Genomic DNA, 13609 nt, shown 5'->3' on the forward strand with positions numbered 1-13609 from the left:
GGTCCACTCCCGTTTTTTGCCCGTCGATACCGTAGACGGGCAGGATGGTCTACGCGTTTGCGATGCTCGACACCGCGGCCGGAACCGCCGAGGAAGTCTGTCAGACCCTGCGCGATGCGACGGGTGTCGTCGACGCACACGTCATCGCGGGCGACTTCGACGTCATGGTCGAACTGACCGGCGACGATCCCCGGGATATACTCGAGACGATTACCGAAACCGTTCGGCCGCTCGAAGGAGTCGGAACGACGCGAACCTACGTCTGTCTCGACTGAACGGATCGAAGAGGCGGACCGGTCGCACACGCCGCCGAGCGGGAGCGACCCCCGAACGGCCGGTGGTGCCCGGTGTCACGAAAGCCGGCTCGACGGGTCGATCGCCGGCCTCCCGACCGAGGTCGCCGCGGCGGTCACGTCCGGTCCGCGGGTTTAAGTACGAAACCGCGGCCAGACGGCCCGTGATCGACGACGCGATTCGCGTCCTCGCGGGTGACTGCACCGTCATCGCCGAGGACGCCGACCGAGCGGAGTACCGCGGCCGAGTGACCACCATCGTCAAACCGGACAACACCGTCCTCGTCCACGACGTCGACGGCTACCAGCCCGTCGCGTGGCTCACCCGCGCCGACAGCGTCTCGAGCGACCGCAGGGACGGCTTCACGCTCGTCGCGAAGAAAGGCACCCAGACGCTGCGGATCGCCGCCCACGAGCGGGAGGGGTTCGCACACTATCCGTCCTCCGCGGCCGGGACGCCGGTCGGCACCTGTCCCGACTGCGGGGGCGCGCTCGTGCGCTCGAGCGGGGTCCACTGCGTCGGCTGCGGCGACCGCTACGGCGTGCCGGCCGACGCGACGATCCGAGACGAGCAGTGCGATTGCGACTGCGGCCTCCCGAAGATGCGCGTCGAGCGCGGCCTCGCGTTCAACCTCTGTCTCGACCGCGGCTGCGAGTCCCTCGACGCCGCGGTCAAACAGGCGTTCGACCGCGAGTGGGCGTGTCCGACCGCCGACTGCGACGGCGACCTCCGGATCCGCCGACGCGGCGGGCTCATCGCCGGCTGCGAACACTACCCGGACTGCGACACCGGCTTCGCCGTCCCCGCCGGTGTGGTCGACGGCGCGTGCGGCTGCGGGCTCCCGACCTTCGAAACGAGAAGCGGAATCCGGTGTCTCGACGCGACCTGCGACCGCGCACTCGAGGGGCCGCTCGAGGCGGACTCCGCCGCCGACGACTGACCGACCCGTCGATCGAACCGCAGCGACCGCCACCCCGGGACAGCATCCCGACCAGCCGCAGCTGCGGCGGGTGGGATCGCCAGCGTGTTCGAAGGCGTGCCGTTGTCGACGTCGATCGTGCGTCCCGAACCGGCCACCGTCGAACCGGGTGTTCCACGACGGCGGTCGCCCGGGAATCGATCCGCAGCCACTTAATGTCGCCCGGCGAAGCCACGGGTATGGCACTCGAGGGACGGTTCGAGACGGACGACGGCGTCGTCTACGTCGGCGGCGACGCGCGCCAGCGCTATCACGACTCGCGAGGCTACGGCTATCCGCTCGAAGGCAACGAGATCGCGCTCGCGCCCGTCGAGGCGGCCCACCTGCTCTACCGGGGAGACCTCGAGGCGATCGTCGACGCCGCGAGCGGCGAGCGGCTGCGTTTCCGGGAGTTCGTCGCCAGGGAGCCCGGCGAGGGGTTCGGCGTGCGGTTTCTCGTCTACGCGGATCTGCGATCGCGCGGATTCTACCTCTCGCCGGCCGCGGAGCCGTGGGTTCCGGACCCGCCCGGCGGCGAGGTCGACTTCGCGGTCTTCCCGCGCGGGAAGGGGCCCGGCGACGGGAAGATCGCCTACGCCCTGCGGATCGTCGGCGAGCGAACCGACATCCCCGCCGCCGAGCTCCGGGAAGGCGTCTTGGCGGTCGTCGACGAGGAAAGCGAGATTACCTATTTCGAGATCGGCCGCCGAAATCCGTCGGGGACCTCGGGGTCGGACGCCGCGCTGCCCGACGGCTGTGAGGCCGACCTGCTCGCCGATCGGGTCGTTGTCTGGGAGCCGCCGCTCGACCTCTACGAGCGGACGTTCTACGGCCAACCGCTCGAGGGCCGGGAGTACGACGAGCCGACGCTGCAGTGTTCCCTGCTCGAGGCGGCCTACCTCGCCGAACGGGGCGCGATCGACCTCGAGCCCGAGATGGTCCGCGAGCGGGGGCGGGAGGTCGAGGGCGAACGCTTCGATCGGCGGCTGACCGTCTATACGGAGCTGCGAGAGCGGGGCGTCGTCCCCAAGACGGGGTACAAGTTCGGGGCGGACTTCCGGACGTACGCGGACGTGGAGTCGGTCGAGAATCTCGGACACTCCGAACTGCTCGTTCGCGTGCATCCGGCCGACTACGTCTTCGAACCGCGCGATCTGGCGCTGGACGTGCGGCTGGCCCACGGCGTCCGGAAGACGATGGTGTTCGCGCTGGTGGGCGACGGAACGGATCGAAGCGACGCGATCGAATGGTGGTCGCTCGAGCGGCTCACGCCGTAGTACCCGGCCGCGTCCTCACGCGATCTGATCGAGCAAGACCCTCCCGAGGACGACCTCCGTCCCCGCCAATCCGACCGAACAGAACAGCGTGACGTCGTCCTCGCGTTGCCGTCCGCGTTCGGGGGCTCCGAGCACGTCGGCGAGTTCGACCAGCCGCTCGCGGTCGTCGCCCGACGCGATGTACGGCCGGTCGTAGGCGTCGACCTGCGGCAGCGAGTCGGTCGCGACGACGTCGGCGCGATCGACCACCGCGAGCGGGAGTTCGTGGGCGTCCCGAAATCGCGGGCCGATCGTGGTGACGTGGGTTCCGGGCTCGAGCCAGTCGGGATCGAAGACCGGCTCCTCGCTGTCGGTCGCACAGACGAGCGCGGCGGCGGCGCGGACGACCGGTTCGGGATCGTCGACCGCGCGGACGGCCGGCCCGACCTCGCCGTCGACCGTTTCGGCGAACGACTCGCGGCTCTCGGCGGTCGGACTGAAGACCAGTACCTCGTCGAAGTCGCGGGCCGCACACGCCGCACCGACCTGCGCCCGGGCCTGAAACCCCGCCCCCAGAATCCCCAGCGTCTCGCTGTCCTCGCGGGCGAGACAATCGATCGCGACGCCGCCGATGCCGCCCGTTCGGAGCCCGCCGACCGCGTACCCGACGAACAGCCCCTCGAACGCGCCGGTCGTCGCGTCGAAGACGGCCACCAGTTCCGCGTGGTCGTCGCCGGACTCGGGATGCGTCTCGTAGACCCGGAACCCGGCCGCGTTCGTGGGGCCGGTCGCGGCACCCGCGGTGAACACCAGGTCGCCCGCGCCGGCCGGGACCCGCCAGCGCGGCGGCGCTTCGAGCGTGCCAGCCGCCCGTTCCGCGAAGGCGTCGCGCACGGCGTCGACGACCGTCTCGTAGTCGAACCGGGAGTAGACGTCGCCGTCGGTGAGGACGGGAAACTCGGTCATGGCTGCCCGGTCGGGCGGACGGCGTATAACAGTTCAGTCGCGCGGCGAGTCGACGGCCTCCCGCTCGCCCGGAATCGCCGCGCCCTCGTGCTCGAGCAACTGCCGTTTCAGATCCAGTCCGCCGCCGTATCCGACCAGCGAGTCGACGCCGACGATACGGTGGCAGGGAACGATGACGGGAATCGGGTTCCGACCGCAGGCCTGCCCGACCGCGACCGGTGCGCTCTCGAGCGTCGCCGCGACGTCACCGTACGTTCTCGTTTCGCCGGCCGGAATAGCCGTCATCGCCTGCATAACGCGCCCGGTAAAGCTGTCGGGGTACGCGATCTCGAGGTCGAACGCCGTCCGTTCGCCCGCCTCGTACTCCCGTATCTGTTCGCGGATCGTCGCCGGCCGTGCGTCGATCCGCGACTCGTCGATCTCCCGCTCGCGTCCGAATAGCTGAACGTCCATGGTCGGTCGACGTTCGTCGCGCACCGACTTCACTCTCCGGCCGCGAAGATTCCACCGACGGCGAAGCCGAAGGTTTTTGCGCGCTGCCGCGCCAAAACCGACACGATGACCGGAGACGACCCACTCGAGGAGCCCGAGTCAGGGGAACCGTTACCAGACGGCGGAGCTGCAGGTGCGGACGACGTCGCGCTGGACCCCTGGGGTTCCTCGAGCGTCTCCGACTACCGGAAGCTGTTCGAGGAGTTCGGCATCGAGGAGTTCGACGAGTTGCTCGACCAGGTACCGAACCCGCACTACCTGATGCGTCGGGGCGTCATCTTCGGCCACCGCGACTACCGGCCGGTCGCCGAGGCGCTGCAGAACGACGAGCCGGCGGCCGTCCTCTCGGGGTTCATGCCCACCGGCGACCCCCACATCGGCCACAAGCTGGTCTTCGACGAGATCATCTGGCACCAACAGCAGGGAGCCGACGCCTACGGCCTCATCGCCGACCTCGAGGCCAACTCGGCCCGCGGGATGAGCTGGGCGGAGATCGACGAGCACGCCCGGGACTACCTCCTCTCGTTGCTCGCACTCGGCTTCGACCCGGACGAGGGGACCCTCTACCGCCAGTCGACGAACCGCGAACTGCAGGACCTGTCCTTCGAACTCGGTGCCGAGGCGAACTTCTCCGAGTTCCAGGCGATCTACGGCTTCGACGGCGAGACCGACGTCTCGCACATGCAGTCGGTCGTCACCCAGATGGCCGACATCCTCTACCCGCAACTCGAGGAGCCGAAACCGACCGTGATCCCCGTCGGGCCGGACCAAGACCCCCACGTCCGGCTCGCGCGGGACCTCGCCGAGCGGATGCGCTTCTTCAAGGTGAGCGAGGCCTACGCCAGCTTCGAACTCGAGCCCGACGAGCGCGCCCTCGTCGCCGCGTTCTACGAGCGGCTCGACCCCGCCGACGTCGACGACGACGCGCTCCGCTGCGTGCACGTCGCCGAGGCGCTCGAGGAGACGCCACTGTCCGAACTCGACGCGGACGCCGACACGCTGAGCTCGGTCCTGACGAAACTCAACGAGGCCGGCATGGAACCGGTCCGGCCGCGAACCCGGTTCTTCGATCGGCGAGCCACCGACGAGGCCTTCGACGCGCTGATCGACGCGATAGCGGGCGAGAAACGGGTCTACGAGAGCCACGTCGACGCCTTCGAGATCGACCGCGCCGAGGCCGAGGAGCTGGCCCGGGAGATCGAGGTCGAGAACGGCGGCCACGGATTTCAGCCGCCGTCCTCGATCTACCACCGGTTCATGACCGGGCTCACGGGCGGGAAGATGTCCTCTTCGGTTCCGGCGAGTCACATCTCGCTGCTCGACGACCCCGAGGACGGCTACGACAAGGTGAAGGCCGCGACGACCGGCGGCCGAGAGACGGCCGAGGAACAGCGCGAGAAGGGAGGCCGCGCCGACGAATGCCCGGTCTACGAACTCTACGCCTACCTGTTGGCCGGCGACGACGACGAGTTCGCCAAGCGCGTCTACGACGAGTGCGTCGGTGGCGAGCGCCTCTGTGGCGACTGCAAGGAACAGGCCGCCCAGCTCATGCGGGAGTTCCTCGCGGAACACCAGGAGAAACGCGCGGAAGTCGAGGAGCTGCTCGAGGCCGCCGACATCGAACTCGAGTCGCCGCGGCGTCGCTGAGCCCGGAAGAGGGGGAGCGGCCGCACGGACGGCTCCCGACCGATCGGTGAGCGAGCGGCGACGTTTGTACGGGCGACGGGAGGGATACGTTTTGGCGTCTGACGAAGATATATAGGTGCGTCCGTGGAATCCGGAGGTATCGATGGTCCTGGCCACTCGTGACTCGAACGACGACCTGTTGGTCTCCGCCGACGTCCTCGGCTCGTTCGGCGTCACGCCGACGGACATCGGACGGGCGGCGTCCGGTGACGACACCCTCGAGGCGGCGCTGGCCGACGCCTTCGCGACGTCGGTCGACCGGACCGCGGTGCTCCGCCGAACGATCACGCGGAGCGACCGCGGACTCGCCTGCGCGGCCCGGTACTCGCGGGCGGCGCTCGAGCGCGAACTCGCGGCCGTCTTCGAGGCGATCGGCTGGTCGCTCGCCGGTTCGGTCACGCGGACGGGGATCGAACTGACGGCGACGGATCCCCGCGGTCGCCGCCGCGAGGCGACGGTCGCGTACCCGGACACGCCGCTCGCGACCGACAACCTCCCCGCCGTCCTGTGGGCGATCAACGACGAGATTCTCGCCAGGACCGACGCCCGGTTCGTCCTCCTCTCCAGCGGCGTCGACCGCTGGCGGGCCGCGCTGGTCGACGCGGGCGAACTCGAGCGACTCCGGGACCGCTACGGGCCGCGAATCGAAGCGTTCGACCGGCCGCTGCTACCGACACACGGACTCGAGGCGTACGTGCCCGCGGCGGGCGACGACCCGACCGCCAGCGGCGATGACGACCCGTGGCCGCCGTGGGCGCTGGAGGGCAACGCCCGTCGGGCGGCGAACTCGCCCGCGACCGTCGACTCGCTCATCGACGAAGCCGAGCCGTCGACGGAACGGGAGCCGGAACCGAATTCGGAACCGGCGACCACGTCGACCCCCTCGAGGGAGGTCGACGGATTCGAACTCCGCGGTCGCCCGTCGGTCGCACGACGCCGTGACGAAGACGATAGTGACGACGATGATGGGTGCCGGTCTCCGGAGCGCGACTGCGCGACGCCCGATGCCGACGATGCAGGCGGGGCCGCGGGCTCGAGTCGGCCCGAGCGAGCGACGAGCGACAACGGAGACGGAGACGGAGATGGAGACGCGACGAAGGCGGACGAGTTCGGGACGCTCTCGGGAGGCTGCGAGACCGCGCGCGTCACGAACGACGCCTTCGGGGCGGACCTCGAGTGCCGGTCCGACGACGATCGCTATCGCGCGCTCGGCGCGGCGCTCGACGCGGGCGGGGCCGTCTCCGTCCGGGGATTGCTCGAGGACGACGACTTCCTCCCCGAACTGCCGGCCGTCGGCTCCGAGGAGACCCGCATCGAGTTCGCCGACGGGTGTGCGCCCGTGGACATCCCCGACGCGACGGCGGCAGCAGAACGGTCCGGATTCGAGTGGGTCGACGCCGGCTCGCTCGAGACGACGCGCGTGTCCGAGGGGTAGCGTGCAGTGGTGTGGTGACTCGTATCACAACGTTTTTAGGCCGGTCGCGAGTGAGACCGCGTATGGCATCCGAATCCCACGGAATCGGTGTCGGCAGCCAGCCACAGCGCCAGCGGTCGGGGTTCGGCTTCTTCTTCGCCCGGTGAAACCGGGCCGGTGGATCCGCGGGGGCTCACATCGAGTGCGCGCGGCGAAACCGACCGTTCGACACCGTCCGGGGAGTCGTTCTCGGACGGGTATCGGAACCGCTAACTGACCGACACGCAGGCATACGAACAAGCGAATGCAACTTCCATCACAACAGGTCGCGGTCCTGAAGACCGCGAACGCGGACGAGGCAACGTCCGTCGACGCCCTCGCCACGGCGACCGACCTCCCTCCCGAAACCGTCACCGGGGCGGTCTTCGAACTCGAGGACGAGGGGCTGGTCGCCGTCAGCGAACGCGTCGACGAAACGGTCGCCCTGACCGACGAGGGGCGCGAGTACGTGGCCGAGGGGCTTCCCGAGGTCCGACTGTACGAGGCAGCGCTCGAGGCCGGTGCCGACGCCGACCCCGTCTCGATGGGGCAGGTCATCGGCGCGTCGGGTCTCGAGGGGAACGCGGTCGACATCGCGCTCTCGAACTACGCGCGCAAGGGCTACGGCGCGATCGACGGCGGCGAGATCACGGCCGATCCGGACGCAGCGCCGGACGCCGACACGGAGGCGAACGCGCTCGCGGCGCTCGCCGACGCCGACGACGCGCCGACCGACGGCGTCGACGTGGATTCGGAGGCGCTCGAATCGCTCGACCGACGCGGCCTGCTCGAGCGCCGCGAGTCGACGGTCCGCGAAGTGACCCTGACCGAGCGCGCCGTCACGGAGCTGATGGCGGGGCTCGAGACCGCCGAAACGGTCGGCCAGGTCACGCCGGAACTCCTGACGAGCGGCGAGTGGGCGGACGTCGAGTTCGCCGAGTACAACGTCGAGGCCGACGCCGAGCAGTTCCAGGGCGGCAACGTCCACATCCTGCGCCAGACCGCCGAGCGCGTGAAAGACGTCCTCGTCGGCATGGGCTTTCAGGAGATGGAGGGCCCGCACGTCGACGCGGACTTCTGGATCAACGACTGCCTGTTCATGCCCCAGGACCACCCCGCGCGGACGCACTGGGACCGGTTCGCCTTGGAACAGCCAACCCACATCGGCGAGCTTCCGGACGACCTCGTCGACCGCGTCGAGCGGGCGCACAAGGAGGGCGTCGGCCCGGACGGCGAGGGCTATCACTCGCCGTGGGACGAGGACTTCGCGCGGGCGCTCGCGCTGCGCGGACACACCACCTCGCTGTCGACCCGCTACCTCTCGGGCGAGGAGATCGGCGAACTCGAGCCGCCACAGCGGTACTTCAGCGTCGAGAAGGTGTACCGCAACGACACGCTCGACCCGACCCACCTGCTCGAGTTCTTCCAGATCGAGGGCTGGGTGATGGCCGACGACCTCTCGGTGCGCGACCTGATGGGCACCTTCGAGGAGTTCTACGCCCAGTTCGGTATCGAGGACATCCAGTTCAAGCCCCACTACAACCCCTACACCGAGCCGAGCTTCGAGCTGTTCGGCACTCACCCGACGACCGGCGAACTGGTCGAGATCGGCAACTCGGGCATCTTCCGCGAAGAGATGCTCGATCCCCTCGGCGTCGACTGCGACGTGATGGCGTGGGGACTGGCCCTCGAGCGACTGCTCATGCTGATGTACGGCTTCGAGGACATCCGGGACATCCACGGGACGCTGTGTGACCTGGAACTGCTGCGCGAAACGGAGGTGACCTACTGATGCCCACGGTCGACATCGACCCCGACGAACTGCGTACCCTGACCGGCCACGACGAGAAGAGCGACGACGACCTGATCGACGACCTGTTCGGGCTCGGCCTCGAGTTCGAGGGCCGAACCGAGGACGGCGAGTTCGAACTCGAGTTCGCGCCCGACCGTCTCGATCGGCTCTCCGTCGAGGGCGTCGCCCGCTCGATGCGCTACCAGTACGGCGACGCGCGAGGTGTACACGTCCCCTCGCCGAACTCGCCGGACTGGACGATCGAAGTCGACGAGTCGGTCCCCGACGACCGCCCGTACGTCACGGGTGCGGTCGTCCGCGACGTCGACTTAGACGAGGAGTCCCTCGAGTCTCTGATTCAGCTCCAGGAGAAGCTCCACGCGACGATGGGGCGCAAACGCGCGAAGGGCGCGATCGGAATCCACGATCTGACGATGCTGAAGGGGAGCGCCGCCACGGAAGGCAATCCGACGATCCAGTACGTTGGCGTCGAACCCGACGAAGATCGGTTCGTTCCCCTCGATTCCGATCGAGAGATGACGCCCGCCGACGTGCTCGAGGACCACCAGACGGGACAGACCTACGCCGACCTGGTCAGCGAGTACGAGCGCTACCCCGCGATCTACGACAGCATCGGGCTGTTCTCGTTCCCGCCGGTCATCAACGGCCGGCGGACCGAGGTGTCGACGGACTCACGGGACCTGTTCGTCGAGATGACCGGCACCGACCAGTGGACGATCGACAAGATGCTGACCATCGTCTGCTACGCGCTCTCGGCCCGGGGAGCCACGCTCGAGGAAGTGCGGGTGGAGTATCCGGATAGCGAGTCCGGCGGACGCGAACTCGTCCGCCCGGATCTCTCGATGAAGACGAAGACGGTCGCGCACGACCGCATCGAGACCATCCTCGGGATCGGGCTCGATCCCGACGACGTGATCGATCTCGCCGAGCGATCCGGGCTCGAGGCCGAAAAGGCGGAGAACGACGCTGGCGACCTCGTCTACGAGGTGACGATCCCACCCTACCGCGTCGACGTGCTCCACCCGCTGGACATCATCGACGACCTCGGGCGGGCCTACGGCTTCAACGACCTCGAGCCCCGCTACCCCGACATCGGGACCGTCGGCGGTCGTCACGAGCGCTCCCGGCTCGAGAACGCCGCCCGCACGCAGCTCGTCGGGCTCGGCTTCGAGGACATGCTGAACTTCCACATGATCAGCGAGGCCGAGAACTACGACCGGCTCGATGTGTCGCCCGGTGACGACGTCTACGGCACCGGCGAGCCGGCGACCATCAAAGAACCCTACAGCGAGGACTTCACCATGCTTCGAACCTGGGTCACGCCCTCACTCCTGATGGTCCTCGAGCGGAACACCCACCGGTCGTACCCGCAGAACCTCGCCGAGATCGGCTTCGCCGCCGAAGTCGACGAGCGCGAGAACACCGGCGTCAGCGAGGGTCGCCGCGTCGGGGCCGTCCTCGCACACCACGACGCCGGCTACGAGGACGCCAAGGCGCGGCTACAGGCGCTGGCCCGCAACTTCGACGTCGAACTGGAGACGCCGCCGACCGACCACCCGACCTTCATTTCGGGTCGAACCGCGGCGGTCGTCATCGACGGTGAGGAAGTCGGCGTGCTCGGCGAGGTCCACCCGAAGGTGCTCGTCGAACACGACCTCGAGGTACCGGTCTCGGCGTTCGAATTCGACCTCGAGGCGCTCCGATAGCCCCGAGTTCCGACTACCGACGCTCGCCGACGGTCCGCACGAGGTCGCCGTCGACGTACCGTCGCTGCTCGAAGTCGAGTGCGTTACAGAGCAGCGTGTGGCCCATCTCCGAGAGCGCGTAGTCCGCGAGCCCGAAGGGGTGGAGTTCGGTCTGTCGAGCGGGCGGGAGCACCGATCCGAGGACGGTGATCTCGGCGTCGCCCGCCGGGAGGATTCCGGCACCGACGCCGTAGCCGGCCGGAACGGGCTCGCCGTCGTCGATCAGCCACCGCGGGAGGGTCCCCGCGACGGAGCCGCCGGCCGCCTCGAACGCGTCGCGCTCGACGGTCGTCGACGGCTGGTCGATCCCCGTCGTGTAGCCAAGCTGTGAGCCCTTCCAGATCTCCTGCTGTCGCGGCCTGATTCCCGCGAGCAGCGGGTGCTCGAGGTCCCTGTCCTCGAGGGTCGCAAACACCATGTCGGCGTCGGTGATGTCGTCTGGTGCGATCGAAGCGGCCGCCCCGACGTCGAGTTCGCCGAGCAGGTTCACGCCCGCGTCCGTGAGGACGAGATCGCCGCCGAGTTCGACGAAGCGCTCGATCGCGCGGAGGTACAACGGATGGTCGAGCCCGACGTCGTGCGAGACGACGAGTTTGTCGTACCGACAGGCCGTCGCGTCGTCCCAGAGCAGTCGACCGATGGCGACGTCGAGGATACTCATCCCCTCGATCTCGCCGTCCTCGAGGAACGGCTCGAGGTCGTCGAAGAACTGCAACGGCGTGACGCTGTACGCACGCTGTTCGTACCCGAGTACTTCTTCGGGGTCGGGAACGTCGCCGTCGGCGTCGATCACCGTCGTCCCGACGCGGATGTCGGCGTCGGCGTCGACGTCGATCTCCCACCGTCCCGCACGCGGCCGGCGGACGAACACCTCCTCGACGTCACGTCTTCGCGCCGTCAAATCGGTCGGGTCGGCCTTCGCAGCGAGATCGATCTCTCGAACCACGGTCCCGGTCGGGTCTTTCACCCGGATCGTTCCCGTCGTGGCGTTGCGGACGCCGTCGAAGTGGACGAAAAGGGAGTGAGACGAGTCGACCGCGTCCGCTGCGACGGTCGACTGAGCCGCGGAACCGGCTTCCACGCGACGGTGATTCCGTCGCACTTCGGTTGCGTGGTCGGTTCCGCGACCGCCGTCGGGGCCGGAGTCGGTATCGGCGGCGGTGTCGGGGTCGAAGTGGTCGTCGGTGTGTGGGAGGGCTGCTGACGTGCGCGTGAGTTCGTCGGTCGTGACGTACGCCACGTTCTGACCGCCGGTCGCGACGGTCGCGCTCGTCTCGCGCGCGATCAGTTCCGCACACGTCCGCATCGAGATCCGGTACGCCGTGACGTAGTGGCGCGACGAGTACGGTTTCCACTCCTTCTGGGCTGCGACCTGGTGATTCGAGAGCACGACCTCCGGCGTCACCGCGACGGCCCCGAGTCCACCGAACGCTTCGGGCTGTCCCGCCCAGTCCGCGAAGCCGCCGGTCACCTGGTAGGAGATCGAATCGTACGTCGTCCCCCAGTCGAACAGGCCGTCGTAGCTGTCGCCGTCCGGAACGGCCTCGTCCCCGTCGTCCACCCAGTCGTACATCTCCTCGATTGCCGTCGCGATGTCGTCTTCGATCGCCTCGATACCGCCCCAGTGAGACTGCATCGCCTCGCCAATGCGGACGTTGAGCTCGTCGAGTTCGTTCGTCTCCCCATGATCGAGCGACGCGTTCGTCTCGAGGTTGAAGACCGCGTGATCCGCGGTGTACATTCCGTGGTAGTCACAGAAGAGCGCCACGTCGTCGTAGTCCCGCAGGTGGTCGACGATCGCGAGCGCGTCCGGGACGAGGGCCTCGAATTCCTCGGGTGCACCGTCGGGTTCGGCCGGCCGGAACGCCGGATTCGTCCAGCCGATCGTCGGATACTGACGGTTCGTATCGATCGGCTGCCCGTCGAAGACGCTCGCGTTGCCGCGCTGGAAGTTGGTGTCGTGGGCCTCGACCCAGGGAATCGCGGTCTGCGGGGTGCGCGAAACCCAGCCGTCGGGGTTGGGAAACAGGAACACGAGAACGATGTCGTCGAGCAAGTGTTCGAAATCGTCCGCCCGGCCCGTCGCGAGATCCTCGAGCAGGCGGCATCCGCTCTCCGCGCCGGCCCGTTCGTCGCCGTGGATCGAGAGGGAGTAGACGATCCGCTCTTTCTCGGCGACGGACTCCTCGTCCCGGACGTTCGCCGTCACTTCGGCGACGTAGACGGGGCGCGGATCCGACTCCTCGCCGGTGAATCGATTCGTCCAGCCCGGCGACTCGCCGATCCGCTGGACGCGGACGCGGTCGGGACGGGCGGATTCGAGGTGGTCGAGCCCCGCGGCGAGTTCCTCGTACGCGACGTAGTTACGCGCCGACTCCACCGGTGGGAAGACGCCGTCCTCGTAGGGTGAGTCGAGTTTCCACCACGGGTTCGCTCCGGGCGAGAAGTCCAGCCGCTCGACGCCGTCTCGCTCGCAGACGTCGGCGACCTCGTCGGCCGTGAGGCGTGCGTGTGCGGCGGGCGCGGGCGAATTACGGGTTACCGCCTTCGGTGCCCGGGACAGCTCCGGGTCGGGTTCCGTCACGTAGTCGTCCGCGAACGCCTCGAGCGCCCGTCGGTTGGCGAACTCGACGACGGTCGCCGCCTCGTACTCGTCGGGGGTGTGGTTGACGACGAACGCGAGTTCGTCGGTTATCGGTTCACCGCGGACGTCCGCGGTTGCGGACCCGGGAAGCGCGAGCGCGGCTCCCGTCGCTGCCGAGAGGGAGAGGTAGGTCCGTCGGTCGATGACGCTGTCAGCGAATTCGTCGCCCGAATCCTGCCCATCGGCGGTCCCGGTGGCAGCGACACGGTCGTCGGCGCGTGGCGATTTCGAACGGCCATTCCTGTTGGTCATTGAGCTTCGGCAGAAAGTATCCCCCGCTGACCAATAATTGTTTCCGACGA

At 68.6% G+C, this 13609-nt stretch carries 10 protein-coding genes; 7 read left to right on the plus strand and 3 right to left on the minus strand.

Annotated features, from left to right (window positions below):
• Window positions 1–44: 44 nt before the first annotated feature.
• From BMX07_RS09645 to endA, 3 genes are all read left to right on the plus strand, one after another.
• Entirely contained in the window at window positions 45–275 is a 231-nt protein-coding gene (locus BMX07_RS09645; protein ID WP_090617276.1) for an Lrp/AsnC family transcriptional regulator, read from the plus strand.
• 182 nt (window positions 276–457) lie between these two features.
• A complete protein-coding gene (locus BMX07_RS09650; RefSeq protein ID WP_090617278.1) occupies window positions 458–1234 on the plus strand; it encodes an endonuclease NucS domain-containing protein in 777 nt (258 codons plus the stop codon).
• Between the two features lie 218 nt (window positions 1235–1452).
• Window positions 1453–2529, plus strand: a complete 1077-nt coding sequence (endA, locus tag BMX07_RS09655) for a tRNA-intron lyase (RefSeq protein ID WP_090618400.1) — start codon at window positions 1453–1455, stop codon at window positions 2527–2529.
• A 15-nt stretch (window positions 2530–2544) separates the two neighbouring features.
• Here endA and BMX07_RS09660 read toward each other — a convergent pair whose 3' ends face one another.
• Entirely contained in the window at window positions 2545–3474 is a 930-nt protein-coding gene (locus tag BMX07_RS09660; protein ID WP_090617280.1) for an ornithine cyclodeaminase family protein, read from the minus strand.
• 33 nt (window positions 3475–3507) lie between these two features.
• Window positions 3508–3927, minus strand: a complete 420-nt coding sequence (locus BMX07_RS09665) for a methylated-DNA--[protein]-cysteine S-methyltransferase (protein ID WP_090617281.1) — start codon at window positions 3925–3927, stop codon at window positions 3508–3510.
• A 105-nt stretch (window positions 3928–4032) separates the two neighbouring features.
• On the opposite strand from BMX07_RS09665, the gene BMX07_RS09670 reads away from it, so the two are divergent.
• The 4 genes from BMX07_RS09670 to pheT all read left to right on the plus strand — a co-directional run bounded on the left by BMX07_RS09670 (window position 4033) and on the right by pheT (window position 10624).
• Window positions 4033–5613 carry a tryptophan--tRNA ligase gene (locus tag BMX07_RS09670; protein WP_090617283.1) on the plus strand — a complete coding sequence of 527 codons (1581 nt, stop codon included), beginning with the start codon at window positions 4033–4035 and terminating at the stop codon, window positions 5611–5613.
• Window positions 5614–5755: 142 nt separating this feature from the next.
• Window positions 5756–7087 carry a hypothetical protein gene (locus BMX07_RS09675; RefSeq protein ID WP_090617285.1) on the plus strand — a complete coding sequence of 444 codons (1332 nt, stop codon included), beginning with the start codon at window positions 5756–5758 and terminating at the stop codon, window positions 7085–7087.
• Window positions 7088–7370: 283 nt separating this feature from the next.
• Window positions 7371–8897: a phenylalanine--tRNA ligase subunit alpha gene (gene pheS, locus BMX07_RS09680; protein WP_090617287.1), complete on the plus strand. Its 1527-nt coding sequence runs from the start codon at window positions 7371–7373 to the stop codon at window positions 8895–8897.
• Window positions 8897–10624, plus strand: a complete 1728-nt coding sequence (gene pheT, locus BMX07_RS09685; RefSeq protein WP_090617289.1) for a phenylalanine--tRNA ligase subunit beta — start codon at window positions 8897–8899, stop codon at window positions 10622–10624. Before pheS ends, pheT begins: the two co-directional genes overlap by 1 nt.
• A 13-nt stretch (window positions 10625–10637) precedes the next feature.
• Here the strand turns inward: pheT and BMX07_RS09690 are convergent, their stop codons facing one another.
• Window positions 10638–13559, minus strand: a complete 2922-nt coding sequence (locus BMX07_RS09690) for a M14 family zinc carboxypeptidase (protein WP_090617290.1) — start codon at window positions 13557–13559, stop codon at window positions 10638–10640.
• Between the last annotated feature and the right edge of the window lie 50 nt (window positions 13560–13609).

The sequence above is a fragment of the Natrinema salaciae genome (assembly GCF_900110865.1).
Classification (GTDB): Archaea; Halobacteriota; Halobacteria; order Halobacteriales; family Natrialbaceae; genus Natrinema; species Natrinema salaciae.

Excerpts from the sequence above, each read along its gene's own strand:
- BMX07_RS09660 (WP_090617280.1), bottom strand. The coding sequence starts at position 3,474 with ATGACCGAGTTTCCCGTCCTCACCGACGGCGACGTCTACTCCCGGTTC.
- pheS (WP_090617287.1), top strand. The coding sequence starts at position 7,371 with ATGCAACTTCCATCACAACAGGTCGCGGTCCTGAAGACCGCGAACGCG.
- BMX07_RS09675 (WP_090617285.1), top strand. The coding sequence starts at position 5,756 with ATGGTCCTGGCCACTCGTGACTCGAACGACGACCTGTTGGTCTCCGCC.
- BMX07_RS09690 (WP_090617290.1), bottom strand. The coding sequence starts at position 13,559 with ATGACCAACAGGAATGGCCGTTCGAAATCGCCACGCGCCGACGACCGT.
- BMX07_RS09670 (WP_090617283.1), top strand. The coding sequence starts at position 4,033 with ATGACCGGAGACGACCCACTCGAGGAGCCCGAGTCAGGGGAACCGTTA.
- endA (WP_090618400.1), top strand. The coding sequence starts at position 1,453 with ATGGCACTCGAGGGACGGTTCGAGACGGACGACGGCGTCGTCTACGTC.
- pheT (WP_090617289.1), top strand. The coding sequence starts at position 8,897 with ATGCCCACGGTCGACATCGACCCCGACGAACTGCGTACCCTGACCGGC.
- BMX07_RS09645 (WP_090617276.1), top strand. The coding sequence starts at position 45 with ATGGTCTACGCGTTTGCGATGCTCGACACCGCGGCCGGAACCGCCGAG.
- BMX07_RS09665 (WP_090617281.1), bottom strand. The coding sequence starts at position 3,927 with ATGGACGTTCAGCTATTCGGACGCGAGCGGGAGATCGACGAGTCGCGG.